Raw genomic sequence first — 26,542 nt, 5'->3', positions numbered from 1 at the left:
ACAAGTGGGCATTATTATACGTGAAACGAATTCAATATGCGAATTATTCTTCAGCTTCTGATTCACTCTCTTTGGCCCACAGATTGGCAATAATCCCGCAGACCATTAACTGAATCTGATGGAAAATCATGATCGGCAGGACAATCATGCCCAGCGGCTGGCCAATAAATAAAATTTGCGCCATCGGCACTCCACTGGCCAAGGTTTTCTTGGAACCACAAAAGAATGCCGTTTTTTGGTCAGCGCGGCTAAAGCCCAGCCAGCGTGGAATATAAAGTGATAATAACATCACAATGGTGAGTAACACCGAGCAAGCCAGCAATAGCAACAACAAGGTACTCAAGCTCACTTCATTCCACAGCCCGGCCACGACGGCGCTACTAAAAGCGCCATACACCACCAGTAAAATCGAGCCTTGATCGAAGACCTTGACGATTTTTGGCATTTTCATCATTTGCGGATAGATCCATGGACGCAGAATCTGTCCTAAAATAAACGGCACCAAGAGCAGCAGTGTAATCTGGATAATCGAAGAAGTCGGATCAAAACCATGATCAGATTGACCGAGAATAAAAAATGCTACCAATAATGGAGTAATAAACATACCGATCAGATTGGAAAAAGAGGCACTACATACCGCCCCGGCGACATTGCCATGAGCCACTGAAGTAAAGGCGATCGAGGACTGCACGGTGGATGGCAGGAAACACATAAACAGGAAACCCCAATATAGTTCCTGTCCGAGCATGGGTAATAAAATCGGCTTGGCCAAAAGCCCGAGAATCGGAAACAGGGCAAAAGTTAGCGCAAAAACTAAAGTATGCAATTTCCAGTGCATAATGCCTTGCACCACAGCTTCACGAGACAGTTTGGCGCCGTGCAGGAAAAACAGGATGGCAATCGCTCCTGTCGTCACCCAGCCAAAGACTTCAGCCGCCTGCCCCGAAACTGGCAGCACACTGGCCAGCAAAACCATCACAAACAACAGTATCGTAAACCGATCCAATGCCAAGAACTTAAGCATATCCCTATAATCCCTCAGATTTTATTGTTTGATATAAAAATGCCCGGCTATCTTAACAGATGCCGGGCCCATGCTATGCACTCAGATTGATGTAATATTTTCATCTATACATGAATGCATTTCATATATCTCGCTACGTCACACTTAGTTATTACGTGCATTGTTGTCTTGCTGGATCAGCTCGATCTTGTAGCCATCTGGATCTTCAACAAATGCAATTACAGTCACGCCACCTTTCATTGGCCCAGCTTCACGCACCACATTACCGCCACGCGCTTTAATCTCTTCACACGCCTTGTAAGCATCATCGACTGCAATTGCGATATGACCATAGGCATTACCCAGTTCATAGCTGTCTGTATCCCAGTTATGCGTCAGTTCAAGTACGGTGTGATTCTCTTCATCGCCATAACCGACAAAAGCCAGGGTAAAACGGCCCTCTTCGTAATCACGCTTACGAAGCAAAGTCATGCCAAGTACTTCAGTATAGAACTTGAGAGATTGTTCTAAATTGCCTACACGTAACATGGTATGCAGCATGCGCATATTAATCATCCTTCTGTACAGATTGTTGTTGGTGTTCACCGAGCAGTTTTGCGACCCAAACCACCAGAATCAGGATCGGAATCCCGATTAGAGTAGTCATCAGGAAGAAATTCGGATAACCGATATTGGTGACTATAGTACCCGAATATCCGCCTAAAATCTTAGGGGTCAAAGTCATGAGTGAGCTAAAAATCGCATATTGAACAGCGGTAAAAGACACACTGGTCAAGCTCGACAAGAATGCAATAAACGCAGCACCAGCCAGCCCAGCAGCCAGATTGTCGACAATAATAGCAAAATAAAGCCACTTGTCGCTATAAGGTTTAATTACCTTACCACTGACTTCGACTGTATCTGAACTGCTGCCATCTACGACCGCTAAAGGCTGAATATCGAGATCTAGATTCTGGGTACTGGCCAAGTGATCATTGACCTGATAAACATGTATGGTTTGCTGTAGTGCTTGACCATCTTGCATCAGGACGGCACTGATAATATGTGCAGGTGACTGAATCAGTTGTTGTGCAGGAATCGCGGCAGTAAATACGCCTTCGCTTTCCAGTTTTGCATCAATATTCTGATCGTTGATTTGCAACACAATCTTTTGATTCTCTTGCAGTGCTTTACCGACATACTGGCCGCGCACTACAATGGTCTTGTCCTGTTCAGCTACAGTGATGGTATTGTCACTGGTGATCGGCAGGATCTGTAACTGGGTGCTGCCCTGTTCTGCAGTCAAATACGGCATAATGACCTGCACTGGTGCTTGATTCGTATTATCTGTATTAAGATAAGCGGCTGTCACTTGCAGCTGTTTACTCTGCGCCAGCACTGCACTTGGGATATCCAGCTTCCAGTAACCTACTTCATCGGTCTCTGCCTGATAAACCTGATTACCGGCTTTAACTTCAACAGCTGCCAGTTTTTCACCAGACTTGACCAGTCCGATAAAAATCAGGTTGGTGGAACAGGCCAGTACGGCGCCGACAAACATCAGTTTCATGATGTTCATCTTCTGGGCCAAGAGCCCGCCAAGGAAACCACCGACTAAAGAGAAAATCACCCCATAGACTTTAACGGCCTCGGCAATCTGTTCTTTACTGAAATTCAGGTCCTGATAGAACACATTGGAAATGACGCCGGCAATAATATCGGAAACCCGATAAAAACCGATCAACAATAACAGCACCAATGCAAGTTTCAAGCCATAACGCTTAAAGAAATCTGCAACCGGATTGACCCAGGTTTCATAGGCCATCTGCTTGTTAACCGCACCCATTTTTACCAAGCCTGCACCAATCGCAAAGGCCACTGCACCCGAGCCAACAAAGCGCAAAGCTTCAAAACAGAACAAGGCAAAGGTATCTTGAATGGCGAATTGTTCGGTGATGCTGGCCACCAGATTGCCCGAATAGATATAGCTCAGAACAAAACTGATCACCGCCACAAAAAACACCGCAACTAAACGGAAATAATCACTGCGCACATAGTGTTTGCGTACCCGGTTAACCTGCGGCTCCCGAATGGACAGTGTGGTGATAATACCGACCAGCATGACAGCAGCCATCGCCAGATAGGTCCATTTCCAGGCATCATAGATATAGTTGCCTTTCGCAGTTCCCAAATAGGCCGCAAGAAACAAGGCACCAGCACCGGCCACAATCATCCCGATCCGGTAACCTGCATTATAGGTGGAAGCCAATACGGTCTGCATCTGGGTTTCCGCCAGCTCAATCCGGTAGGCATCAATCACAATATCCTGCGTTGCTGCGGAGAAACCAAGCAGGACAGCACCGAGCGCCATTTGCTGTAAATGTGTGGCACCCAAAGCCGGATCAGAAAAGGCCATAATGGAAATGGCACAGACAATCAGAATCTGCGCAATCAGCAACCATGCACGACGACGTCCCAGAGCCTTGGTCAGAAAAGGGACAGGAAGTTCATCAATGAGCGGTGCCCAGACGAATTTAAACGAATAGCCCAATGCGGCCCAGCTAAAGAAAGTTACTGCACTTTTGCTGATTCCGGCCTCACCTAACCATAAAGACAGACTGGAAAAAATCAGAAGAATCGGCACACCAGCCGAAAATCCCAAGAACAGCATGATCAATGCACGTCGATCTAAAAATGCTGTAAATGCGGATTTCCAACCCGTCGTTTGTGTTGTCATTGCTTTATTATTTTCCGCAGAAAAACCAATTGCTGCTATTCAATCCTGTAATAGCGTATCTTTCAACAAGATTTATATATTTATCACATTTCCGGTTTTTTATTTTCTGGCAAAAGCGACATGTTGGCTTGAATTTTTCAAGTAAATCTGTATACCTTAACTCTCATCAACGTAATATTTCGTTTTGGATTTTCAACAGTGACCCAGAGACTCGATCAAATTAATTCTTCTATTGCCAGCAACACCAGCACAACTCCACAAAAAATCCGCTCAGATTTACTTATCTCTGCATTTGAACAAAGCGAAATTAAAAATACTCTGGACCATACCCGGTTAACATCCACCCAGCTGACGCACATTCCAAACTTAGAAAAAATTCCTGCGTCAACCAAACGGATCAAGCCCCTGAATAACTTTTTGGGCCAAGATCGCGCACGCGCCTCAGTTGAGGCCGGGATTGCCCTGCCTTATTCCGGCTATAACATTTTTGCTGTCGGTACCGCAGGTCTCGGAAAACGCACCATGGTGAAGCGTTTGCTGCAACAGCACGCCAAAACTATGGAAACCCCGAATGACTGGGTGTACGTGAATAACTTTCAGAACCAGCGTCAGCCAATTGCACTAGAACTGCCCCCGGGTCATGGTCCAAAATTCCAAGCCATGTTGAATCAAAGCTGGCAAACGATTCTGAAACAGCTTGAGCGCCGTTTTACTGCAGAGACCTATCACAACCGCATCGAAATGATTCGCCAGGAAACGGGAGATGAGCAACAGCAGGCGCTGATCGAACTGACCAAAGAAGGTGCAGAACTGGATCTGAAGCTGATCTCTCGACATGATGAGCACTGTTTTGTACCTGTACATCTGATTGATGACAAATTGCAGGAAATGTCTCAGGAAGATCTGAATGCCTTAAGCAACAAAGATCGTGCCGAACTGGCGTCCAACATGCGCTATATGGATAAGAAACTGGAACGTCTGGGTTTGCACCTGGGTGATCTGGAAGATGATGCACGCGATCGCGTACAGATCCTGAACCGCGATATCGCCAAGCAGGTAGTCTTGCCGCGAGTCGAACAGATTCTGGCAAAATTCAAACATGTGGAAGGTCTGGAATATTACCTGAAATACTATGCCGAAGACATTATCAACAATGTCGAAATTGTGCTGGAACAGGAAGAAGATGACTTCACTCCGGCACTGTTCAGTCGCGTTCCGGCACGTTATCAGGCGAATGTGATTATTACGCACAAGCCGAACAGTGGTGCACCGGTGATCTTTGAAGATTTTCCAACGCATTACAACCTTTTGGGTCATGTGGAACAACTGACCCAAAATGGCACGATTACCACGGACTTTACCCTGATTCGTCCAGGTACATTGCATAAGGCTAACGGTGGCTTCCTGATGCTGGAAGCAGAACAATTGCTGGAACAGCCATATGCATGGCAAGGCTTGAAGCGCGCACTTAAATCGGGACATTTAAAACTGTCCTCGCTTGAGCATATGATCACCCTAACCGGCAGTATTTCAATCGAACCTGCTTCGATTCCATTGAATATCAAGGTCATCTTGCTGGCTGAGCCTGAAATTTATTATGAAATTTTAGAGCTTGAACCAGAGCTGGGCAGCATCTTTAAAATCCGTGCTGATTTTACCGATACATTACAACGTAATGACGACAACGAGCAGGCCTATATGCAGCTGATTGCCGACTATGTGCAATCGGATAAATTATTACCTTTTGACCGTTCTGCTTTGGCGGCATTGCTCACAGATTCCAGCCGTCAGGCCGAAGATCAAAGTTCATTGTCATTACATGCCCTGACGCTGGGTGATCTGATCCGTGAAGCACATCATCATGCCTTCCAGGCTGGCGACAAGATGGTGTCAGAAAAACATATCAATACTGCCCTGGATCATCGCAAATATCGTCTCGGCTATTTACGTGAACTGTATTGGCAAGATCTGACTCGTGGTACTCAACTGATCGAAACCCGCGGCCATCGTCTGGGCCAAATCAATGCCCTGTCCGTCATTCATTATGCTGATGTTGAATTTGGTCTGCCTTCACGACTGACTGCTTCGGTGTATCAAGGTGGTGGTGATATTCTGGATATCGAACGCAGTGTGGAACTCGGTGGCTCTTTACATGCTAAAGGCGTGTTGCTGATGTCGTCTTTCCTGAAAGCACATTTTGGTCGTGAACAGACCTTGCATTTCTCTGCTGCACTGGCCTTTGAACAAAGTTATGGTCAGGTCGATGGTGACAGTGCCACAGTCGCGGAACTGTCTGCCTTACTGTCGGCCATCAGTCAGTTACCGATTGATCAATCCTGGGCCATTACCGGTTCCATGAACCAGCTGGGACAAGTACAACCGGTAGGTGGTGTGAATGCCAAAATTGAAGGTTTCTTTGATGCTTGCAAGTTACAAGGTCTGACCGGAAAACAAGGTGTGATTATTCCGCGTCAAAATATGCAGCATCTGATGCTGCGTAAAGATGTCACCATTGCTGTGGAAGAAGGTCAGTTCCATATTCACGCGATTGATACCATTGATCAGGCGCTGGAAATTCTGATGGCGCGTCCTGTCGGCACCTTGGATAAAAAAGGTCGTTATAGCAAAAATTCAATCTATGCCGCAGTGATGGCACAGCTGGATTATTGGCAAGCGATTGAAGATGGTGCCGAGCTGGTCGAAGTGCCGAAGAAAAAGAAAAAAAAGAAGAAGAAAAAAGACAAGAAGCAAATCGTCGAGCCACAAACTGAAGTTGAAGCTGATGCTTCGACAGTTGAAAAGCCGGATGCAGCGACAGAGGATTAACTCTAACCTTGACCTAAGCAAAAGTAGAGATAAAAAAAAGCGCTTCTCAATGAAGCGCTTTTTCACATCTGAACTTAATTTAATACAAAATTAAGCATCAGCTGCCGGGCTATACTGTTCAACTAAAGGCTTTAATTCACCTTTTTGGAACATGTCGAGCATGATATCACTACCACCGATCAACTCACCATTGATCCAAAGCTGTGGAAATGTCGGCCAGTTGGCGATTTGTGGTAACATCGCGCGAATGTCCTGGTTTTCCAGAATGTTTACATAAGCAAACGGACGACCAATTTGACTGAGTGCTTCTACTGCACGTGCAGAAAAACCACATTGTGGAAATTGCGGTGTGCCTTTCATGTAAAGAAGTACTGCGTGTTTTGCAATTTGGTCACGAATTAACGCTTTGGTATCGCGTGCTTGTTCAGTCATTGATAAATCCTCAACTCATCTGTCTCGCATTATACCCAAATCCAGGCAAAACAGTATGTCTAAAGCAATAATTCCAATTTTATTTACAATTACCCTTTAAATCTGAGTGGGTTTTTGCTTATATAAGTTTTTCTTTCCACCTAACAGTTAAGAGTTAGTCATGAATAATATTACCCTCGCACCGGTACAAACTGATCAACCGTCTCATTTGATGCCTGTTTTTGGCCGTCAACCGATCAGCTTTGTCCGAGGACGAGGTGCATATCTTTATACCGAAGATGGTACAGAGTATTTAGATGCATTAACCGGAATTGCGGTATGCGGTTTGGGCCATGCGCATCCAGTCATTGCCGAAGCGATTGCTGAACAGGCAGCGACCCTGATTCATACCAGCAACCTGTTTGAAGTGCCTTGGCAAACCGCTGCCGCACAGAAACTGGCTGAAGTTGCAGGTATGGAAGAAGTATTTTTCTCCAACAGTGGCGCAGAATCAAATGAAGGTGCAATCAAAATTGCACGTAAATTTGGTCATATGCAAGGCATTGCATCGCCTAAAATCATTGTTGCCGACCAGTCTTTCCATGGTCGTACCATGGCCACCTTATCTGCTACAGGCAATAAAAAAGTGCAGGAAGGCTTTGGCCCACTGGTTGAAGGTTTTGTCCGTGTACCTTTTGGTGATATCGAAGCAATTGAAGAAGCTGCAATCAATCATCCGGATATCGTAGCGATTTTGATTGAGCCTATTCAGGGTGAAGGCGGTGTGAATACCGCACCTCAAGGTTTCAGCTATTTAGAAGAAATTCGCCAAATCTGCAACCAGCATAACTGGCTGATGATGCTGGACGAAGTGCAAACTGGTAATGGCCGTACCGGTAAATACTTTGCTTATCAGCACACCAATATTATTCCGGATGTACTGACCACAGCCAAAGGCTTAGGAAATGGCTTCCCGATTGGTGCAGTCATGACCCAAGGTCGTGGCGTCGGTGTATTAACTGCTGGAAATCACGGTTCTACCTATAGCGGTACAGCACTGGGTTCGCGTGTGGTCTATACCATTCTCGATATTATGCGAAAAGAAAATATCGTCGCGAATGCGGCTGAAAAAGGTGCTTATATCGTTGACCAGCTACTCAACAAACTGGCAGATCAAAATGTCATCGTACGTGGTTTCGGTCTGATGATCGGGATTGAATTACCAAAAGAATGTGGTGATCTGGTTGCGATTGCACGCAATGAATACAAGATGATTATCAATGTCACTGCAGGCAATGTCGTTCGTCTGTTGCCTACCCTGAATATTACCCAGGAGCAGGCAGACCAGTTGATCGAACGTCTGGTAAAAATGATCAAAGCTTATTTGGCATAAAGCCCTAGCCTAAAAATTAAAAAAGCCGCTCTAAAGCGGCTTTTTTATTATTCTGCACTCTATGATGCGTTTTGTAACATACGTCCGCCAGAGATCTGGCTAAAATATTGTTTCAGGGTATCAAGACAACGAAGAATTTTTGTCGGTTGTTGTTCACGTTTCGGAATAACCGCATACAGTGTAATCGATGGCAGTCTCCATTCAGGCAGAACTTCAACTAAAGTACCGTTAAGCAAATCCTTTTTAGCATCAAGATATAAAACCTTGGCAATCCCATTACCCTGCAAGCACATCGATTTTGCAACCAAACCGTTATTGGTACTGAAACGGGATTTCAGTTCAAACTCGGCTTTTTCTGCAGTATTCACATGTTGGAAATGATAATACTGATGGTTTTTAAGATGCGTTAAAGGCAAGACCTCATGATTTTTAAGATCATCAGGTTTCGAAATAATGGTGCTTTGATTAATATAACTCGGTGTCGCCACCAGAATTTGCTCAATCTGCATCAATGGCACAACCTGAAGATTATGCTCATCATTTTTCTGTTCAAATCTTAGGGCGATATCAACTCGCCCATCCAACAAATCAACCTCATGATTGTTTGTTTCTAAATGTACTGCCAAGCCGCGATGTGCAGCTATCCAATGAGAAAGTGCAGGAATCACATGATTCGCGCATAATTCTGGCAAAGAAACGATACGCAGCTCACCCACGAGATCATCACGTAACTCATTGATCCGGACTTTACCGCGCTCAGCAGCAGATAACATTTCTTGACAGCTATGGAAAAAAGCTTGTCCCGCTTCGGTCAGACTTAATTTTCTCGTCGAACGATTTAGAAGTACGACTTCCATATCGTGTTCTAATGAGCGAATTTGTTGACTGACGGCGCTGGTCGTAATCCCTAATTCACGGGCAGCACCGCTAAACGAGTTCTTCTCCACAACGCAAGCAAAGACACCCATTGCTCGAAGTTGATCTAACATAAATTTCCCTCTAAACTTATGAGGTGCTTCATCATTTGATAAAAGCAACTTATTGTATTATACGGCGAAATTTACACTTTGCATTATTTATTTAATTGTTTGGTAAAACTGCAGTAGGATTAATAGGTTTGCCGTCTAAGCGCACCTGAAACTCAAGCATGGTACGGTTTGTACCAGTCGATCCCATTTCTGCAATTTTTTGACCAGCCGTTACATTTTGGCCACTTTTCACATTCAATTTACTGTTATGTGCATAAGCGGTGATATAGCCATTGATATGCTTCACCAACACCAGATTGCCATATTCTTTCAGGCCATCAGCGGCATACACCACCTGCCCGTCTGCTGCTGCAAATACCGGATCGCCGACATTGCCACTATAGCGGGTGCCCTTGATATTAGAAGCTAAATTGTATTGCTGAAGAATCGCACCATTCGATGGTTTTACCCAACGTAAACCTGCAGCCGTAGATACTGGCGTAACCGGTGCAGATGTATTGACGCGTGGTGTGGTTTGTACTGTGGTTGCTGGTGTCACCGGTGCCGGTGTAGGCACTGCAATTGTTTGACGCTGGATTGGCGCTGCCTGAGTCATAGCCTGAGTACTGGTGCTACGGCGCGCAGTATTGCTTTTCAGGCGGATTGATTGTCCGACATAAATCCGGTAAGGCGCACTGATATCATTCATCTCCGCGACACTGATATAGTTCAGCCCATAACGTGCTGCAATCCCGCTCAATGTATCTCCTGAACGCACCGTATAGAAATCAGGAGCTGTTGCATAACGCGTTGCATTATTCACCTGGGGTTTGGTGGCACAACCGGTAATTACTCCTGTAGAAATAACAACGGTCGATAAAACAAGGGTTTTAATCAGGGTTGCAGGCGAAGCTACGACACATTTCGGTAACACCAAGAACATTATCTTCCTCTCTAATGCTATACGGTTGCAAAATTTCGTTAAGATTAGCAAAGTTTTACGGCAATATACTTGCAATCGCGAGTTTTTCACAAAGTTATAACACTAAGGACGCATTTTCTTCCAATTGTGTTTGCAAATTCCGCAAACTCTCATAATTGGTGGCATCCATCTGAATCGGGGTAATACTGACATAGCCATTGGCGACCGCAGAGAAGTCTGAATCAATCTCGCTAAATCCCGGCTTAGGTTCTGCGACTGCTTCTCCCGAGAGTCCAATCCAAAATACCTGACGACCACGCGGATCTACATGACTCGTCACCGGTTTAGACTGACGGCGGCGACTTTGATATGTCACTTTTTCACCCTGCAATTCAGTTACATCTGGAATATTGATATTAAAAATATGTCGCTCAGGCAGAACAGGCAAACCACGAGCAATAAAATCATGCACTCATTCGGCGGCCAACTGATAATCCTGAGGCTGCTGATAGCCACGTACATTCGGCCCACTCAGTGATACGGCAATCGCAGGATGTTTAGTTAAACGACCTTCAAAGGCCGCCCCGACTGTACCGGAATACAAGATATCATCTCCCAGATTTGCGCCGCTATTTATCCCGCTAACCACTAGGTCAAATTCAAAATCAAATAGCCCGTTCATAGCCAAGTAAACGCAATCTGCCGGCGTCCCATTAACCGCCCAGACATCAGGAGAAATCTGGATTGGGCGTAAAGGGCGGTCCAAAGTTAAGGCACTAGAAAAGCCACTGCGTTCACTTTCCGGTGCCACAATCACCACTCGCCCCAAAGGCTTTAGCGCTTGCGCCAAAGCCTGAATACCGGGTGCAAACACCCCATCATCATTTGAAACTAAAATATTCACTAAAAAATCTCGTTACGCTAAAAAATGACTGACTAGGACATTTCATTGTATTAGTGCAGGAATTATATATATTTATTGCTCGACATCCATCTTTATAATATGTGGCTCAAGATGATTAAAAAATTCTCTTTACTTAGCGCTCTCACTTTAAGCTTGGCAGCATTTATTTCCCCTTCAGTCATGGCAAACGATCTGACTGTTGAAGAAAACAATACCATTGTAAAAGAAGATATTGCATCAGCACAGGTTATGGCTGAAGTTTGCCCGGCAATCATTGGTCAAAATCCAAAATTTAACAGCACCGTTGAACAATTGATCCAGTCTTATCTTGCAGACTACTCAGATAAAGGCATGAGCTATCAAAAGCTACAGGCAGACAGTGAATATAAATCTTTACTTGAAGAAGCACGTCAGGGTGCAAAGCAAACCAGCTCAGACGAGCAGAAAACTGTCTGTGAAGAAATGCTGAACTACCAAGGCTAAGCCAGCTAAATTTTCAAATAAGACGGTGTAAACATCGTCTTATTTTCTCTTACAGATTTATTCATAATTCTACAGCTTCGCTACATTTTCCCACTTTTCAATTTCAAAAATAAGTTTAAGCTAGGCAAATTATTGTTCTAAATCCATTTTTTGAGTTTTCAATGAAAAATCCAATATTCCAAGCTTTAACATTCTGCGCAATTTCTGCCGCCACTCTTTTGGGAACTTCTGCATTTGCAGCCGATGAAAACATTAATGTTACCCCAACTCAGCAAGTGACCAAACAGGAACTGGCAGCCATTTATGTTCTTTCAGAAATCTGTCCAAGCATGGTCAAAGACAAGTCACAGTTTAATCAGGGTTATACCAAGCTGGTGACTGAGTATATGCCGGGCCAGCGTAATCCGGTTGAAAGCTTAAACCAGATGGCTAAACAGAACGATTTCCGCAATATTCTGGCCGAAGCACAATCGGATGCCAAGAAAGCCGGCAAGAAAAAAAATCAGGTGATTTGTAATGAATTAACCACCTATAACAATTAAGCTGCTTTTCTGCCGATAACTTACAATACTTTTGAAATAAGACCGGGTTTCCCATAGAAGTCAGCCTAGCTTTGTCCTAAAATGCTAGGCTCTTCGTGCTTACATCAAGATATAGGAACCCACTAGAAATGACCCAAAAAACTGCCCTTGCTGCATTATTATTAGTTCCTAGTTTTAGCTTTGCAGCAACTGTCCTATCTGCACCACCAGAATTGAATAATAAATCCTACGTGCTAATGGACTACGAGACAGGGCAACTTCTCGCTTCAAAAAATGAAAATGAAAAATTAGCCCCTGCTTCAATGACCAAGATGATGACCAGCTACATCATCGAACAAAAACTATTGAGCGGTGAACTCACTGAAGATGAACAAGTGCGCATGAACGAGTCAGCATGGTGTCGCGGCAGTAGCGCGGAATCATGTATGTATGTACCTTTAAATGGTACGGCAACTGCACTTGAAATGCTTCGCGGGATTATTATTCAATCAGGGAATGATGCATCGAAAGCCATGGCTGAACATATTGCAGGGAACGAGGGTACCTTTGCACATATGATGAACCAGGAAGCTAAACGTATTGGCATGACCAATACCAGCTTTATCAATTCAACCGGTATGCCGGCTGAAGGTCATTATTCAACTGCCAAAGATATGGCAACGCTGGCACAACACATCATTAAAGACAGTTCTAAGTATTATCCGATTTATGCGGAAAAAGAATTTACCTTTAATGGCATCAAGCAAGGTAACCGTAATGCCCTGCTATATACTGATCCGAGTGTAGATGGTTTAAAAACTGGCCACACTGATGAAGCTGGTTATTGTTTGACTACCTCATCAAAACGCGGTCCTACGCGTTTGATTTCAGTGATTTTTGGTGCACCAACCATGCAGGAACGTGCGACACAAACACGTGAATTGTTGGCTTGGGGTTATGCAAACTTCGAAACCAAAAATGTTCAACCGGCTAAACAGGTACTTGCTAAAGCCAAAGTCTGGTTTGGTAAGGAAGATGAAGTTCAGATCGGTCTTGCTGAAAACTTTAATGTGACTATGCCGAAAGGTCAGGCCAACGCGATTAAAACCCAGCTGGTGGTTCAGCCTAAACTGACTGCACCTTTACAGCCTGGTCAGGTCGTAGGTAAATACGTAGCGACTCTGGATGGTAAAGTAATTTCAGAAAAACCGTTGGTGGCTTTAAACGCGGTTGAAGAAGCTGGTTTCTTCGCACGTATGCTCGACCACATTAAACAATTCTTCTCAAACTTGTTCTAAGTTTAAATAGACTGTTTTAGTCTAGCACTAAGACCAAAGCACTCATTCAGATGGGTGCTTTTTATTTTATACTATGCACATGATCCTTAAACTTTTAATGAGCAGATCACCATGAGCCAAAACATTCGTTCTTATTTAGACACAACTCCACAAATTGATGAATCGTGTTATATCGATCCGATGGGAATCGTGGTCGGCGATGTGGTCTTGGCTGAAAATGTTTCTGTCTGGCCTTTTGCCGTGATTCGTGGTGATGTTAATTCAATCCGGATTGGTAAAAATTCGAATGTTCAGGATCATGCCATGTTGCATGTCAGTCATAAAAAAGCCGATAAACCGAATGGTTCGCCTTTGATCATTGGTGAAGATGTCACGATTGGCCATCATGTGACATTGCATGGTTGTACGATTGGTAATCGTGTACTAATTGGGATTAACAGCATTATTCTGGATGATGTCATCATTCCGAATGATGTGATGATTGGTGCAGGTACGCTAGTTCCACCGGGTAAAGTTTTGGAAAGTGGCTGGCTCTATGTTGGTAGCCCGGCAAAAAAAGCACGTCCGCTCACTGAAAAAGAAATGGCGTTCTTGCCGTATTCTGCACATAATTATGTAAAAGTTTCTGAGAATTATAAATAACTGTTTTAATTGCCAAATTTTTTGATCGTTAGATACAATAAATTAAATCTATCTCTATATGAATATTTATGTTTAAAGAAATTGAAAAATATGTGGGATTTTATCTACTCATCTACATAATAATTTTATTCATATGTGGATTTTTTCAGTACATAGCAGTGTGTCAAGGACAATCTTTATCTTGTAGCTTCAGTATGACTGGAATTAACACAATTATTACAACCACTACTTATGTAATAACACCTATAGTTGCCATCATTGGTTTTATTTCTTGGAAGGTACAATATAACATTCAACTCGAAAAAAATGATCTCAGAAATGCTTTAGAGGCTGCCGTCATACTCAAGGAAAATATAAATTATTTTGAAGTACATTTAAATAACTTATATTTACAAATACAAGAAGTACCCGTAAAAAACTTCGAAACACTTATTTCACATTATGATGAAAATAAAGTTGAAATTAGACAAAAAAGACGTGAACTTTCCCTGAATACAATCAAATATTACTCATGTCTAGAAATATGCCAACATCCAATTCCTGAAAGTCAAATTGACTTTCTATATAATCATAACAATGAATTTGAAGGAAAGTTTAAAACTATAGTTTTCGGAAAATTTCATCATAGCCACACACCCTAAAATTTTATACAATAGTGCATCCTTTTCCATGGTGCTGCTTTATGACCGCTTGGACTGCTCATGTCACTGTCGCAACTGTCGTTGAAAAAGACGGAAAATTCCTGTTTGTAGAAGAACATACAGAAGGTGTGACACACACGGTATTTAATCAGCCAGCAGGTCATGTTGAATGCGGTGAAACCATTATTGAAGCCGCAATTCGTGAAACCATGGAAGAAACAGGTCATAGGGTGGAAGTAAAACACTTATTAGGTATATATACCTATACTCCACCGATGTTCCCGGATCGTACTTATTACCGTTTCTGTTTCTTGGCCAAATCCATTGACTATGACCCAAATGCCACTTTAGATACAGATATTATCGGCGCAGTCTGGATGACGCTTGATGAACTGATTGAATCTGCTCGCGCGCGTAGTCCATTGGTGATTAAAGCCGTGCAAGATGCGCTTTCAGGTCAAAAATATCCTTTATCGCTCATTTACGAGCACCAAAATTCTCCCTTAATTTCAAATTTGGATGCCTAATCCTATGCAACAACGTGTCATCGTCGGTATGTCAGGTGGTGTAGATTCATCTGTTTCTGCTGCCCTTTTACTTCAACAAGGTTATCAGGTTGAAGGTCTTTTCATGAAAAACTGGGAAGAAGATGACGGCACAGAATATTGCACGGCGATGGATGACCTTGCCGATGCACAAGCCGTTTGCGACAAAATCGGGATTAAACTGCATACCGCAAACTTTGCCATGGAATATTGGGATCGCGTATTCGAGCATTTCCTGGCGGAATATGCGGCTGGCCGTACGCCAAACCCAGACATTTTATGTAATAAAGAAATTAAATTCCGTGCCTTCTTAGATCACGCGATTAACTTGGGTGCAGACTTTATTGCCACAGGCCATTACTGCCGTCGTGGTGAAACCATGACCAACTCACGTGGTGAAGAATATGCACCTTTATTGCGTGGTGTGGACAATAACAAAGACCAGACTTATTTCCTGCATGCTGTCCATGGTCGTGAAATTAATAAGACCCTGTTCCCTGTTGGTGAAATTGAAAAGCCACAAGTCCGTAAAATTGCAGAAGAATTAGATCTGGTCACGGCCAAGAAAAAAGACTCGACTGGCATCTGTTTCATTGGTGAACGTCGATTTAATGACTTCTTGAAGCAATATTTACCTGCTCAACCCGGAAAAATCGTACTGGAAGACGGTAAAGAGGTTGGTGATCATCACGGCTTAATGTACTATACGCTCGGTCAACGCGGTGGTATTGGTATTGGCGGTATGAAAGGCGTCGCTGAAGGCGCCTGGTTCGTATTGCATAAAGATATCGAAGGCAATCGTCTGGTGGTCGGCCAAGGCCATGAACACCCACTGATGCAAAGCACCATACTTTGGAGTGAGGCGATTGACTGGGTGGCAGGTGAGCAAGATATTCCTGAAACAGGTTTCCGCTGTACAGCCAAAACCCGTTACCGTCAGACTGATCAAGCGTGTACGGTATACCAGGATTCAGAATCACCGAATGGTGTTCGTGTTGAGTTTGATGAACCTCAACGTGCAGTGACCCCGGGTCAAAGCGTGGTGTTCTATTCAGGTGAAGTTTGTTTAGGGGGTGGTGTGATTCATCATACCAATGCACCTAAACCTGATTTTATAAAAGGATGAATTCGGCATGACGGAGTTACCATTTCAACCAGCCACAACGTTGAATACTCGTCAAAATCGTGCTTTGGCATTAGCGGGTGTGTTTCAGGCCACCCAGCTAACCCATATGACAGCATTGACGGGGCAGCAAAGCATTGGTGAAAGTGGTAACTTTTATTTTGAACAGTTAATTAGAGCCAGTCTTAATATCCGTCCCGGCAGCAATCAGAATGCCCAGACCCTGGACTTTTTTAATCAACTGGCCGATATTTCCTTAGGTTTAAAAACATTAGAAAGCAGCATTATTCAACCCTTCAATACTTCTCCAAAATCCAGAATTCCAAAACTTTCCAGCACCAAACTTCCCATGAGCTATGCAATGGCACTTCTTCAATTAGAAAAGAAGGTCTATAGCAACCCCAAATTTGTTGAAATTATTGAACAGTCCCAACAGAAAATTCTCAGACAGCTTTCTTTCTTTGATAATAATTACCTGCACCCCAGCATCATTGCCAATCTCGCTCAAACCTATGTCGATACGGCCGGACAGATTAATCCGCGTATTATGGTACGTGGCAATGCCGAAGCCTTTAAAGATGCCGGACACACCAACCGTATTCGTGCGTCCTTATTTACCGGTTTGCAAATGGCGCACTTGTGGCGTCAGCTCGGTGGCAGCTCTTGGGGCATGGTATTTGGCAAGCGCAAGTTGCTACAAGATATTCAGAATCTAGCGCGTTTACAGTTTCAGGTGGTTTAACTGATGCTGCACGTGTTTCGTTTTACGTTTAATTCCAAAATCTAAGGAATCGATATGAACGCTTTAACTGCACTTTCTCCATTAGATGGACGTTACGCGAGCAAATGTGATGCTCTACGTCCTTTTCTTTCTGAGTTTGGTTTAATCCATGCTCGTGTGACTGTTGAAGTGCGTTGGTTACAAGCGCTTGCAAACCACCCGGAAATTACTGAAGTACCGGCGTTTTCAGGTGAAACTAATGCAGCGCTTGATGCGATTGTGAGCGATTTTTCTGAAGATGGCGCCAATCGCATCAAAGAGATCGAACGCACCACTAACCACGACGTTAAAGCGGTTGAGTATTTCCTGAAAGAAAAAATCGCTGGTATCGAAGAACTTAAAAATGCCGGTGAATTCATTCACTTTGCATGTACGTCTGAAGATATTAACAACCTGTCACATGCCTTGATGCTGAAAAGCGGTCGTGATGTACTGGTTGCATCTATGCAGCAAATCATCGATTCAATCGTTGCGCTTTCTGAAAAGCATGCAGACCAGCCAATGTTGTCTCGTACTCATGGTCAAACTGCAAGCCCGACAACTTTGGGTAAAGAAATGGCGAACGTGGCTTACCGCCTTGCACGCCAAATCAAACAGTTCAAAAATGTTGAGCTACTGGGCAAAATCAATGGTGCAGTAGGTAACTACAATGCGCACTACTCTGCTTACCCAGACATCAACTGGCCTGCGCATTCACAAGCATTTGTAGAGTCTTTGGGTCTAGACTTCAACCCGTACACCACTCAAATCGAGCCACATGACTATATGGCTGAACTGTTTGATGCGCTACGTCGTTTCAACACTATTCTGATCGATTTTAACCGTGACATTTGGGGCTATATCTCTCTTGGTTTCTTCAAGCAAAAACTAAAAGAAGGCGAAGTTGGTTCTTCAACCATGCCACACAAAGTTAACCCAATTGACTTTGAAAACTCTGAAGGTAACTTGGGTATTGCCAATGCTGTACTTGCACACCTTGGCGAAAAACTGCCTATTTCTCGCTGGCAGCGTGACCTGACTGACTCTACGGTGCTTCGTAACATGGGTGTTGGTTTTGCGCAAAGCTTAATTGCTTTTGAAGCTTGCTCTAAAGGTATTGGTAAACTGGAATTGAATGCTGCGCGTATCAATGAAGATTTGGATAATGCCCAAGAAGTATTGGCTGAACCAATTCAAACTGTAATGCGTCGTTACAACGTTGAAAAACCATACGAAAAACTAAAAGCCCTGACTCGTGGTCAAGCCATGACTCGCGACATGATGGTAGATTTCGTAAACGGTAACGAGTTAGAAGCTGTTCCTGCTGCTGACCGTGCGCGTTTAGCGGAAATGACACCTGCATCATATACAGGTAATGCTGCTGATCAAGCTAAACAGGTAGCTGAGCTGATTGCAAAAATCTAATTTGCAATAAGACGAAAAGGCGAAGCTCAGGCTTCGCCTTTTTATTTATAATGTATTTTATTTTAAAAAAGATATTTCATAATAACGACATGATTGAACATCGACTTTCTGCCAAACATTACGCGAGCCTGGGCATTTTAATTCTGGCGAGTTTGCTTGCCAGTATTCGTCCTTTAGAACTGGAAGCTTATCTCTTGCATCAAGCAGGCACAGTTTTCATGATCATCATGCTGCTCATCTGCCTGTATAAAATCGGGCTGAATTTTTTAAATTTTAATTTATATATTCTTTTTCTGATTGTTCATGTGATTGCTGCGCACTATCTGTATTCTTATGTGCCCTATAACCAGTGGATCGAACAGATTTTTGGCTTTAATCTGAATGAAGCCATGCACTGGTCACGCAATATGTTCGACCGATTTGTCCATCTGGCCTACGGATTATTACTTTATCCAGTTTTCCATCGCCTGTTTCAGGTCTGGTTGCCGCAGCAAAAACCCGTGGTCATTTTCCTACTGGTGATTCAGTTTGTGGTGGCCAGCAGCATGCTCTATGAATGGCTGGAATGGCTGATTGCCATTGGTTTATCTCCTGAGGAAGCGGAAAACTATAATGGACAACAAGGTGATATGTGGGATGCACACAAAGACATCTTGCTTGCTACGATTGGCGCGGCGATAACAGGCGGGCTGCAATTGATACCGAAAAATCAAAAAAGCTCATCGAAGTGAGCTTTTAAAATCACAATCTAATAGCTGAATTAAAGTTTTGGATCACGCATTTAATTACATTCATATTTTTCAATTATGAATGTGGGCAATATCGCATCCAATCATCTTTCATTTTTTGCAGTTCATTCCCCGTCAACATCTCACTGTAATAAATGAAATAGGTTGCATCAGGATATTGAATCTCATGACGGAACATCATGCCACGCAGTGACACAGATAACTCCTCAGGAAAATCATCCTCTAAATAAAGTTCTTCAAATTCATAATTAAAATAACAATTTTGCGTCGCAAGAAATGCTTCAGCTATAGCCATGTTTCTGCTCTAACAATGAAATATGCTTTATATTATCTGATTAGTTTCAATGATGGTTTACATTTCATTCGGTTCAATCCATTGAACAAACTTAGATTCTGACAAATGTGGATATTTGAACTTATCTAGATATTCAAAACAGGCCTTTTGGCCTTGAGGAATTTTATCCAGATGCTTATCGAAAAATAAATGCCGACTATATTGAGCGCCATCAAAGCGAATACTCACACGTTCAAATTCATTACCACCTCGAACTTTATGCATCTGATAAAACTGCACAACACCACATTCCTTCGATGGAATAACAGGTGGATCATTGGGCTTTAGAAAGCTATACAGCAGAAAGATACAAACGCCGGGTAGAAAACTCAGCCAAAACAAAACCTTCTTAGAATTATCCTGAGTTAATTTTGCTTCAGAATAAAGCATACATAACATCGGAATAAATACGATACTAAAAAAACCAAGCAACAAAATAAACGTGAGCATATGAGCCTAGACTCAATCAGAGTACTCCACTTATATCATAACAATATGATTTCAAAAAATAAAAAAGCTCACCGAAGTGAGCTTTAAAATTCATTCAAGATCAACTGAATTAAAGTTTTGGATCACGCATTTGTACCAAGTTTGCATTGGCTTTGCTTAAGCTTTCCATGACTTTATTCATGACAGTGGGTACCAGTGAATCAGCAATTTGCGCTGCTTGCAGGCCCAGCTTTTCACCCAAAGTTGGTTTCTTGCGGGTCTGGATGGAATAGATATCATGTTGGGGCAACAAGTTGAGCAGGTATTCATCTGAGGTTTGCAGTTTATCCACCAGATTTAGATCTAGCGCATCCCGACCATACCAATGCTCACCAGTGGCCACTTTTTCAATATTCAGCTGTGGGCGATACTTTTCAACGAAATGTTTGAATAAAGCATGTGTTTGCTGTAATTCTTCTTCAAACTTGGCCTTACCCTCTTCGGTATTTTCACCAAACATAGTCACGGTACGTTTGTACTGTCCTGCGGTATAGAGTTCAAAGTCGATTTTATTGTCTTTCAGCAGGCGGTTAAAGTTGGGGACTTGAGCAACCACACCAATTGAACCGACAATCGCGAATGGTGCAGAAATAATTTCATTGGCGATACACGCCATCATATAACCGCCACTGGCCGCCACTTTATCGACACAGATGGTCAGATGAAAACCTGCCTCGCGTAAACGTACCAGTTGAGCTGCTGCAAGTCCATAACCATGAACCATGCCGCCCGGACTTTCCAGACGCACTACCACACGGTCACGACCGGCTTTGGCTGTGGCCAGAATCAAGGTAATTTCTTCACGCAAGCCTTCTACCGCAGAAGCCGCCATATCGCCTTTAAAATCGAGTACATAGATTTTTTGATTGGTTTTCTTACGCGCACGCGCTTCTTTTGACAGTTGTTGTGATAACTGTAAAAGTTCCAGTTTAGAGCCAGTAGTTTGCGCTATTTTTTTTCGTTGTTCATTGATACGCGCATTGAGATGACTAATACGGATTTCAGCGGACAGTTTCGGAGTATGAAATAACATAAAAAATCTATTCTCTATTTAATTCGGATTTATTCCTTTAGATTAGGTCAATTTCGGTTTTTTTCAACTTTATTTCGAGAATTATTACGATTATCACCATCTATTTCACCTATAAAAAAAGAGCCTTGCGGCTCTTATTCTAGATATGGGATTAACCGAAACGCCCGGTAATATAGGCTTCAGTCAACTGATGATCTGGCTGGGTAAAGACTTTTTCGGTCGAGTTGACTTCAATCAGATCCCCCAAATGGAAATACGCAGTACGATCCGATACACGTGCTGCCTGTTGCATAGAGTGCGTTACGATCGCGATGGTATATTGCGTAGATAGCTCAGAAATCAGCTCTTCCACTTTGGCGGTTGCAATGGGATCAAGTGCCGAACACGGTTCATCCATCAAAATGACTTCTGGACTGACTGCAATCGTACGCGCGATACACAGACGTTGCTGCTGACCACCTGACAAACCTGTTCCCGGCTGGTTCAAACGATCTTTCACTTCTTCCCACAGACCGGCTTTGCGCAAGCTGCCTTCGACAATTTCTTCAAGATCGTACTTGTCACGCGCCAAACCATGCAGTTTTGGGCCATAGGAGACATTATCGAAGATTGATTTTGGAAATGGGTTCGGCTTCTGGAACACCATACCAACCTGTGCACGTAGCAAGACCACATCAAGATTTGGATCATAAATATCTTGGTTATCCAACATCACTTTACCGGTTACACGGCAGCTATCAATGGTATCGTTCATGCGGTTTAAGGTACGCAAAAAGGTTGATTTACCACAGCCTGATGGCCCAATAAAAGCAATCACTTCATTTTCATAAATGTTCAGGTCAATGCCTTTAATCGCTTCCGCTTCACCATAGTACACATGCACATTAGAAGTACTAAGTTTCACATTCGTCGACTTCGCATCTTTTTTGCTGCTGATTTGCGTATCGAACTGGGAAACAAACGGAGTTGCCGGCTTTTGAGTCGCCTCATCCGAGGTGAATTGTGTCTGTTGTGGATTCACGATTTGATCCTTTTTTAAGGAATTTTGAATAACAGTTGTGTTCATGATTCTGCCCCTATTACCAACGGACTTCAAATTTCTTACGTAACCAGATGGCCAGACTGTTCAAGCTGATCATCATGGCCAGAAGTACAATAATTGCTGCTGCGGTACGCCCTTCAAAGAAGTTACGCAACTCATTGCCTTGCCATAAGAAAATCTGTACAGGTAAAGCCGTTGACTGATCAAATGGTGTGGCTGGAACGCTGGCAACAAAAGCACTCATCCCGATTAATAACAATGGTGCGGTTTCACCTAAAGCTTGTGCAACCCCGATAATTGCGCCTGTCAAAATACCCGGTAAAGCCAAAGGCAAGACGTGATGAAATACTGTCTGGATGCGGGAAGCACCGAGTCCTAAAGCTGCCTGACGAATCGAAGGTGGAACCGCTTTAAGTGATGCGCGTGTGGTGATGATCACAGTCGGTAAGGTCATCAGACTCAGCACCAGACCACCCACCAATGGTGCTGACAGTGGCAAATGCATCCAGCCAATGAAGATCGCTGCACCCAATAGACCGAAGACAATTGAGGGAACGGCTGCCAGGTTGTTGATATTGACTTCGACCACATCGGTAATCCAGTTTTTCGGTGCAAACTCTTCCAGATAGATCGCAGAGGCCACCCCGATTGGAATCGAGATAAAGATCACAATCATCATCATGAACAGCGAGCCCATGAAGGCACCTGCCAAGCCTGAAGTTGCTGGTGAGCTGCGCGAGTCAGGACTGGTGAAAATATTGGTATTGAAACTATTTTCAATCACACCAGAGGCTTTCATCTCGTCCGCCACCTGACGTACTTCAGGACTGAGCTGCTGCTGTTCATCTGGAAGATCACGGTCAATATTTCCTGCCAGCCAGACATCGACATTGGCATCAGCCAGAATTTTCACTTCCTTGCTTTGACCGACCAGACTCGGATCATTCATGACCATGTCTCGCAAGCGGTACGCCTCAGAACTGGTATATAAAGAACCCAGTTCATCACGCTGGCTTTCCAGCTTGCTGTCTTTGGCGATCATGCCATTGATAATCAGGGCATCCCAATCCACCATTCCGACTTCGGTCTGCCACGCGATAAAGCGATCTTCAAACTGTGCTGGAGATTCTCCTGCTGCTGGCTTCGGTTTTGGACCAATATCCACAATGGCTGGATCGAAATGAATCGGCAAACTCATGCTGCTTTGCCAGAATGCAGGCAAACCTTTGGATAAAATACTCCCGAACAGCAATACCACAAAGAACAGACCTGCCAGTACCGCAGAGAAACCAAATAAACGGAAGGTTTTTTCTTTACGATGACGTCGTGCCAAAGAGCTTTGAATGGTCTTCTTACGCTTTTTACGCAGCTCGGCGGCGATGGATGGATCAATACGCTGATCCACAGGCGTTGTATTTGAAGTACTCATTAGTCGTATTGCTCACGATATTTACGCACGATGATCAGTGCAACAATGTTCAAACCTAAGGTAATGACGAATAGCGTCAATCCTAGTGCAAAAGCCACCAATGCTTGCGGACTAGCAAAATCAGTATCGCCAGTTAACTGATTCACGATGGTAATCGTGACCGTAGATACGGCTTCAAGCGGATTGGCATGCAACTGCGGGCTGTTCCCGGCTGCAAGAACCACGATCATGGTTTCACCAATTGCACGCGACGCAGCCAAGAGGAATGCACCGATAATACCCGGCAAGGCTGCCGGTAAAACCACCTGACGGATCGTTTCAGATTTAGTCGCACCCAATCCCAAAGAACCATCACGTAAGGCACGCGGCACCTGAGTAATGATGTCATCTGACAGAGAAGATACGAACGGAATAATCATGATGCCCATGACCAGACCGGCGGTCAGCGCGCTGGTGGCATTAATTTCGAGTCCGACCAGAGCACCCATACTTTTAAGGAATGGACCGATGATCATCAAGGCAAAAACACCATAGACAATCGTAGGAATACCCGCCAGCACTTCAATCGTGGGTTTTGCCCAAGAGCGGAACCGCGGTGAAGCGTATTCTGCCAGATAGATCGCAATCATCAGGCCAACCGGAACTGCAACTAAGAGTGCGATCCCGCTGACCATGAGCGTGCCCCATAACAGTGGCAATAAACCATAACTGCCTTCAGCACTGCCAGAGGTGCTAAACCCCGGGTTCCATTGGGTACCAAAGAAGAAATCCAGTGGGCTGACGAAGCTGAAGAAGCGCATCGCCTCGCCAAACATCGACATCACAATCCCGAGGGTGGTCAGAATCGCCACACCAGAACACAATGCCAGGCCGATATTAATCATTTTTTCGACTTGGTTACGCGCACGGAATTCCTGGCTAATATGTTTCTTGGCCCAGACCAGACCGGCCAGTGCAGCCGAAATCACGACTGCCAATTTGGCAAAGGTACCAATGGTCGAGAATTTAGCCAACTGCTCCGCGGCTGCAACTTCATAGGCTGCCGGTGTATCACTAACCCCGAAACCTGAGGCAAGTGCCTGAACGCGATCAATCACAACACTCAGACTTGCCGGATCCAGACTAGCAGAAACATTTTCTGGCAAATGGTTGAGTACCACCTGCTCCAGAAAAGTGGGTTCCACCATGTTCCAAACAATCAAAATTAAAAACGCAGGGATACCACACCATAGTGCAACCAGGGCACCATAATATCCGGGACGCGAGTGTAAGTTTGCAGAATTGCTTCCCTTACCTGCTAAGCTACGGCTTTTACTTAATCCGATTTGATAGGCTATGGCCATGATGGCCAATAACACACCTATAAGTAGCAGATTCATGTATTCTCCACTGTTTTTTCAATTTTCATGGTTTGAAAAAACTTGTTTATCGCAAAAAGCCGATGGTAGGTTGACCCTACCACCAGCGTTTTCAAAATCATTTATTACTTCACAACAACCGCTTTACCAGCCTTGAAATTTGCCAGGACTGCCGCACGTTCTTTATCAGACATTGAAATCAGACCTGCTTTTTCCAGCTTAGAGCCTTTGCCAGATACTTTCTTGTTCAGGAAGTATTCTGTGAACTGCGGTAAGCCTTTGATCGATTTCAAGTGCTCGCCTTTCACATAGAAGAACAATGGACGTGATACCGGATAAGCACCATTCAAGATGGTCTTTTCAGAAGGCGCTACATTGTTCACTGTGGCAACACGTAGACGGTCACGGTTCTGATCATAGAAACCTAAACCAAACACACCTACCGCACTTGGAGAAGTTTTTAAACGTGCCAATGTTTCGGTATAGTCACCGGCAATCTCAACCACACGGCCATCTTTACGGAATGTTGTACAAGCTTTTTTCTTGGCATCTTTGTCTAAAGACTTAATTGCAGCGTATGTTTCACAACCTGCATCCACCATTTTCTCCTGGAAGACTTCGCGCGTACCATGATTCGATGCAGGAATTACCAGGGTGATTGGTTCATTTGGAAGTGCTTTGTCAATTTGGTTCCAACGCGTGTACGGGTTAGCGACCATTTTGCCATTTGATGGAAGTTGTGCAGCAAGTGCAGCGAAGACATGTTGTGGACGCAGTTTATAAGCTGCTTTGTTAGCATTCGATGCAAATACAATACCGTCATAACCAATTTTGATTTCTAGTACCTGGTTAACGCCATTCTTTTTACATTCTGCCAGTTCAGTACTTTTGATTTGACGCGAAGAGTTTGCGATATCAATGGTGTTATCACCCACGCCATTACAGAACTGCTTTAAACCACCTGAAGAACCGCCAGAACCGACAACTGGTGTTTTAAACTGAGGAAAAGTATTCCCGAATTCTTCCGCCACGATACTGGCATAAGGAAGTACAGTTGAAGAACCTGCAATTTGAATGGTGTCACGAGCTGCGTGTGCAGTCGTTACAGCAGTTGCCCCGGTTACTGCTAATGCTAAAGCTATATTTGTAAAGCGCATTCTAGTATCTCTCTCATTTATGCAAATTTGGAGTACACCACTTTTTATTCAGTTTTGTACTTCTTTCGATACCTGCATTTTGATTTTAGAATATGACAGATAAGTTACAGCTTTATTACGATTTAGTGATTTTTAATCTAGCGGTTTTTTCTTGATTAAATTTTTATGGATTTCAATGATTAAGTTCTTTTTGTCATTCACTTCAATAAAAATTTTAGACCAATGACATGTAACAATTTTTATAAACCTGAACTCAGGATAAATCCTGCTCCCCAGTTTTACATAAGCCTATGACAAATAAATAACAGGCCAAACGGGATTCAGACCTTCCGTGTTTTTGTGAGGAATT

The 26,542-nt window shown here is 43.7% G+C and carries 25 protein-coding genes and 1 pseudogene; 12 read left to right on the top strand and 14 right to left on the bottom strand.

Annotated features, from left to right (window positions below; translation table 11 throughout):
• Positions 1–43: 43 nt before the first annotated feature.
• From FTV08_RS03625 to FTV08_RS03615, 3 genes are all read right to left on the bottom strand, one after another.
• Positions 44–1,024: a bile acid:sodium symporter family protein gene (locus tag FTV08_RS03625; protein ID WP_005104573.1), complete on the bottom strand. Its 981-nt coding sequence runs from the start codon at positions 1,022–1,024 to the stop codon at positions 44–46.
• Positions 1,025–1,168: 144 nt separating this feature from the next.
• Positions 1,169–1,570: a lactoylglutathione lyase gene (gene gloA, locus FTV08_RS03620; protein WP_004279741.1), complete on the bottom strand. Its 402-nt coding sequence runs from the start codon at positions 1,568–1,570 to the stop codon at positions 1,169–1,171.
• Position 1,571: 1 nt separating this feature from the next.
• Positions 1,572–3,740: an MFS transporter gene (locus tag FTV08_RS03615; protein ID WP_180086685.1), complete on the bottom strand. Its 2,169-nt coding sequence runs from the start codon at positions 3,738–3,740 to the stop codon at positions 1,572–1,574.
• A gap of 198 nt (positions 3,741–3,938) precedes the next feature.
• Between FTV08_RS03615 and FTV08_RS03610 the strand changes: the two genes are divergently transcribed.
• Positions 3,939–6,566 carry an ATP-binding protein gene (locus FTV08_RS03610; RefSeq protein WP_180086684.1) on the top strand — a complete coding sequence of 876 codons (2,628 nt, stop codon included), beginning with the start codon at positions 3,939–3,941 and terminating at the stop codon, positions 6,564–6,566.
• Positions 6,567–6,656: 90 nt separating this feature from the next.
• On the opposite strand, the gene grxD is transcribed toward FTV08_RS03610, so the two are convergent.
• Positions 6,657–6,998: a Grx4 family monothiol glutaredoxin gene (grxD, locus tag FTV08_RS03605; RefSeq protein ID WP_180086683.1), complete on the bottom strand. Its 342-nt coding sequence runs from the start codon at positions 6,996–6,998 to the stop codon at positions 6,657–6,659.
• A 160-nt stretch (positions 6,999–7,158) separates the two neighbouring features.
• Here grxD and FTV08_RS03600 point away from each other — a divergent pair, with 160 nt between their 5' ends.
• Complete coding sequence (locus tag FTV08_RS03600) at positions 7,159–8,370, top strand: aspartate aminotransferase family protein (protein WP_180086682.1); 1,212 nt, start codon at positions 7,159–7,161, stop codon at positions 8,368–8,370.
• A 59-nt stretch (positions 8,371–8,429) separates the two neighbouring features.
• Here the strand turns inward: FTV08_RS03600 and FTV08_RS03595 are convergent, their stop codons facing one another.
• From FTV08_RS03595 to surE, 3 genes and pseudogenes are all read right to left on the bottom strand, one after another.
• Positions 8,430–9,359: a LysR family transcriptional regulator gene (locus FTV08_RS03595; protein ID WP_004279736.1), complete on the bottom strand. Its 930-nt coding sequence runs from the start codon at positions 9,357–9,359 to the stop codon at positions 8,430–8,432.
• Between the two features lie 91 nt (positions 9,360–9,450).
• On the bottom strand, positions 9,451–10,281 hold the full coding sequence (locus FTV08_RS03590; protein WP_005104583.1) for a peptidoglycan DD-metalloendopeptidase family protein: 831 nt from the start codon (positions 10,279–10,281) through the stop codon (positions 9,451–9,453).
• A 94-nt stretch (positions 10,282–10,375) separates the two neighbouring features.
• Positions 10,376–11,164: pseudogene (surE, locus tag FTV08_RS03585) on the bottom strand (5'/3'-nucleotidase SurE).
• A gap of 111 nt (positions 11,165–11,275) precedes the next feature.
• Between surE and FTV08_RS03580 the strand changes: the two are divergent.
• The 10 genes from FTV08_RS03580 to FTV08_RS03535 all read left to right on the top strand — a co-directional run bounded on the left by FTV08_RS03580 (position 11,276) and on the right by FTV08_RS03535 (position 19,333).
• Positions 11,276–11,647 (top strand): MCR_0457 family protein, encoded by a 372-nt coding sequence (locus FTV08_RS03580; RefSeq protein WP_005251317.1) that lies wholly within the window; start codon positions 11,276–11,278, stop codon positions 11,645–11,647.
• Between the two features lie 161 nt (positions 11,648–11,808).
• A complete protein-coding gene (locus FTV08_RS03575; protein ID WP_005104587.1) occupies positions 11,809–12,189 on the top strand; it encodes an MCR_0457 family protein in 381 nt (126 codons plus the stop codon).
• A 128-nt stretch (positions 12,190–12,317) separates the two neighbouring features.
• Positions 12,318–13,466, top strand: coding sequence for a D-alanyl-D-alanine carboxypeptidase PBP5/6 (dacC, locus tag FTV08_RS03570; RefSeq protein ID WP_004646537.1), 1,149 nt, complete (start codon positions 12,318–12,320; stop codon positions 13,464–13,466).
• 111 nt (positions 13,467–13,577) lie between these two features.
• Positions 13,578–14,108, top strand: a complete 531-nt coding sequence (locus FTV08_RS03565) for a gamma carbonic anhydrase family protein (protein ID WP_071851921.1) — start codon at positions 13,578–13,580, stop codon at positions 14,106–14,108.
• A gap of 68 nt (positions 14,109–14,176) precedes the next feature.
• Positions 14,177–14,749 (top strand): hypothetical protein, encoded by a 573-nt coding sequence (locus FTV08_RS03560; protein WP_180086681.1) that lies wholly within the window; start codon positions 14,177–14,179, stop codon positions 14,747–14,749.
• A gap of 41 nt (positions 14,750–14,790) precedes the next feature.
• On the top strand, positions 14,791–15,276 hold the full coding sequence (locus tag FTV08_RS03555; RefSeq protein ID WP_004646534.1) for an NUDIX hydrolase: 486 nt from the start codon (positions 14,791–14,793) through the stop codon (positions 15,274–15,276).
• A gap of 4 nt (positions 15,277–15,280) precedes the next feature.
• Positions 15,281–16,420 (top strand): tRNA 2-thiouridine(34) synthase MnmA, encoded by a 1,140-nt coding sequence (mnmA, locus tag FTV08_RS03550; protein ID WP_071851917.1) that lies wholly within the window; start codon positions 15,281–15,283, stop codon positions 16,418–16,420.
• 7 nt (positions 16,421–16,427) lie between these two features.
• Positions 16,428–17,159 carry a high frequency lysogenization protein HflD gene (gene hflD / locus FTV08_RS03545; RefSeq protein WP_005107369.1) on the top strand — a complete coding sequence of 244 codons (732 nt, stop codon included), beginning with the start codon at positions 16,428–16,430 and terminating at the stop codon, positions 17,157–17,159.
• A 54-nt stretch (positions 17,160–17,213) separates the two neighbouring features.
• The gene (gene purB, locus FTV08_RS03540; RefSeq protein ID WP_044112892.1) at positions 17,214–18,602 is read left to right on the top strand and encodes an adenylosuccinate lyase; all 1,389 of its coding nucleotides are present in this window, start codon (positions 17,214–17,216) and stop codon (positions 18,600–18,602) included.
• Between the two features lie 89 nt (positions 18,603–18,691).
• Positions 18,692–19,333 (top strand): DUF2238 domain-containing protein, encoded by a 642-nt coding sequence (locus tag FTV08_RS03535; protein WP_004646530.1) that lies wholly within the window; start codon positions 18,692–18,694, stop codon positions 19,331–19,333.
• Positions 19,334–19,406: 73 nt separating this feature from the next.
• On the opposite strand, the gene FTV08_RS03530 is transcribed toward FTV08_RS03535, so the two are convergent.
• From FTV08_RS03530 to FTV08_RS03500, 7 genes are all read right to left on the bottom strand, one after another.
• Positions 19,407–19,646, bottom strand: a complete 240-nt coding sequence (locus tag FTV08_RS03530) for a hypothetical protein (protein ID WP_004646529.1) — start codon at positions 19,644–19,646, stop codon at positions 19,407–19,409.
• A gap of 57 nt (positions 19,647–19,703) precedes the next feature.
• On the bottom strand, positions 19,704–20,135 hold the full coding sequence (locus tag FTV08_RS03525; RefSeq protein WP_004279718.1) for a hypothetical protein: 432 nt from the start codon (positions 20,133–20,135) through the stop codon (positions 19,704–19,706).
• Positions 20,136–20,244: 109 nt separating this feature from the next.
• The gene (gene sohB / locus FTV08_RS03520) at positions 20,245–21,207 is read right to left on the bottom strand and encodes a protease SohB (RefSeq protein WP_004646527.1); all 963 of its coding nucleotides are present in this window, start codon (positions 21,205–21,207) and stop codon (positions 20,245–20,247) included.
• 151 nt (positions 21,208–21,358) lie between these two features.
• Positions 21,359–22,273 (bottom strand): phosphate ABC transporter ATP-binding protein PstB, encoded by a 915-nt coding sequence (gene pstB, locus FTV08_RS03515; RefSeq protein WP_218947145.1) that lies wholly within the window; start codon positions 22,271–22,273, stop codon positions 21,359–21,361.
• Positions 22,274–22,286: 13 nt separating this feature from the next.
• A complete protein-coding gene (gene pstA, locus FTV08_RS03510; RefSeq protein ID WP_004646526.1) occupies positions 22,287–23,678 on the bottom strand; it encodes a phosphate ABC transporter permease PstA in 1,392 nt (463 codons plus the stop codon).
• Positions 23,678–25,057: a phosphate ABC transporter permease subunit PstC gene (pstC, locus tag FTV08_RS03505; protein ID WP_005107378.1), complete on the bottom strand. Its 1,380-nt coding sequence runs from the start codon at positions 25,055–25,057 to the stop codon at positions 23,678–23,680. The genes pstA and pstC overlap by 1 nt, the downstream gene beginning before the upstream one ends.
• Positions 25,058–25,161: 104 nt before the next feature.
• Positions 25,162–26,193 carry a substrate-binding domain-containing protein gene (locus FTV08_RS03500; RefSeq protein ID WP_004279710.1) on the bottom strand — a complete coding sequence of 344 codons (1,032 nt, stop codon included), beginning with the start codon at positions 26,191–26,193 and terminating at the stop codon, positions 25,162–25,164.
• Between the last annotated feature and the right edge of the window lie 349 nt (positions 26,194–26,542).

The sequence above is a fragment of the Acinetobacter sp. YH12226 genome (assembly GCF_013417805.1).
Classification (GTDB): Bacteria; Pseudomonadota; Gammaproteobacteria; order Pseudomonadales; family Moraxellaceae; genus Acinetobacter.
Note: the sequence above shows the minus strand (reverse complement) of the source record. Positions and strands in the feature narration are given on the sequence as shown.

What these genes read in the sequence shown, in the direction of transcription:
- FTV08_RS03625 (WP_005104573.1), bottom strand. Translation starts at nt 1,024, where the DNA reads ATGCTTAAGTTCTTGGCATTGGATCGGTTTACGATACTGTTGTTTGTG.
- gloA (WP_004279741.1), bottom strand. Translation starts at nt 1,570, where the DNA reads ATGCGCATGCTGCATACCATGTTACGTGTAGGCAATTTAGAACAATCT.
- FTV08_RS03615 (WP_180086685.1), bottom strand. Translation starts at nt 3,740, where the DNA reads ATGACAACACAAACGACGGGTTGGAAATCCGCATTTACAGCATTTTTA.
- grxD (WP_180086683.1), bottom strand. Translation starts at nt 6,998, where the DNA reads ATGACTGAACAAGCACGCGATACCAAAGCGTTAATTCGTGACCAAATT.
- FTV08_RS03600 (WP_180086682.1), top strand. Translation starts at nt 7,159, where the DNA reads ATGAATAATATTACCCTCGCACCGGTACAAACTGATCAACCGTCTCAT.
- FTV08_RS03595 (WP_004279736.1), bottom strand. Translation starts at nt 9,359, where the DNA reads ATGTTAGATCAACTTCGAGCAATGGGTGTCTTTGCTTGCGTTGTGGAG.
- FTV08_RS03590 (WP_005104583.1), bottom strand. Translation starts at nt 10,281, where the DNA reads ATGTTCTTGGTGTTACCGAAATGTGTCGTAGCTTCGCCTGCAACCCTG.
- FTV08_RS03580 (WP_005251317.1), top strand. Translation starts at nt 11,276, where the DNA reads ATGATTAAAAAATTCTCTTTACTTAGCGCTCTCACTTTAAGCTTGGCA.
- FTV08_RS03575 (WP_005104587.1), top strand. Translation starts at nt 11,809, where the DNA reads ATGAAAAATCCAATATTCCAAGCTTTAACATTCTGCGCAATTTCTGCC.
- dacC (WP_004646537.1), top strand. Translation starts at nt 12,318, where the DNA reads ATGACCCAAAAAACTGCCCTTGCTGCATTATTATTAGTTCCTAGTTTT.
- FTV08_RS03565 (WP_071851921.1), top strand. Translation starts at nt 13,578, where the DNA reads ATGAGCCAAAACATTCGTTCTTATTTAGACACAACTCCACAAATTGAT.
- FTV08_RS03560 (WP_180086681.1), top strand. Translation starts at nt 14,177, where the DNA reads ATGTTTAAAGAAATTGAAAAATATGTGGGATTTTATCTACTCATCTAC.
- FTV08_RS03555 (WP_004646534.1), top strand. Translation starts at nt 14,791, where the DNA reads ATGACCGCTTGGACTGCTCATGTCACTGTCGCAACTGTCGTTGAAAAA.
- mnmA (WP_071851917.1), top strand. Translation starts at nt 15,281, where the DNA reads ATGCAACAACGTGTCATCGTCGGTATGTCAGGTGGTGTAGATTCATCT.
- hflD (WP_005107369.1), top strand. Translation starts at nt 16,428, where the DNA reads ATGACGGAGTTACCATTTCAACCAGCCACAACGTTGAATACTCGTCAA.
- purB (WP_044112892.1), top strand. Translation starts at nt 17,214, where the DNA reads ATGAACGCTTTAACTGCACTTTCTCCATTAGATGGACGTTACGCGAGC.
- FTV08_RS03535 (WP_004646530.1), top strand. Translation starts at nt 18,692, where the DNA reads ATGATTGAACATCGACTTTCTGCCAAACATTACGCGAGCCTGGGCATT.
- FTV08_RS03530 (WP_004646529.1), bottom strand. Translation starts at nt 19,646, where the DNA reads ATGGCTATAGCTGAAGCATTTCTTGCGACGCAAAATTGTTATTTTAAT.
- FTV08_RS03525 (WP_004279718.1), bottom strand. Translation starts at nt 20,135, where the DNA reads ATGCTCACGTTTATTTTGTTGCTTGGTTTTTTTAGTATCGTATTTATT.
- sohB (WP_004646527.1), bottom strand. Translation starts at nt 21,207, where the DNA reads ATGTTATTTCATACTCCGAAACTGTCCGCTGAAATCCGTATTAGTCAT.
- pstB (WP_218947145.1), bottom strand. Translation starts at nt 22,273, where the DNA reads ATGAACACAACTGTTATTCAAAATTCCTTAAAAAAGGATCAAATCGTG.
- pstA (WP_004646526.1), bottom strand. Translation starts at nt 23,678, where the DNA reads ATGAGTACTTCAAATACAACGCCTGTGGATCAGCGTATTGATCCATCC.
- pstC (WP_005107378.1), bottom strand. Translation starts at nt 25,057, where the DNA reads ATGAATCTGCTACTTATAGGTGTGTTATTGGCCATCATGGCCATAGCC.
- FTV08_RS03500 (WP_004279710.1), bottom strand. Translation starts at nt 26,193, where the DNA reads ATGCGCTTTACAAATATAGCTTTAGCATTAGCAGTAACCGGGGCAACT.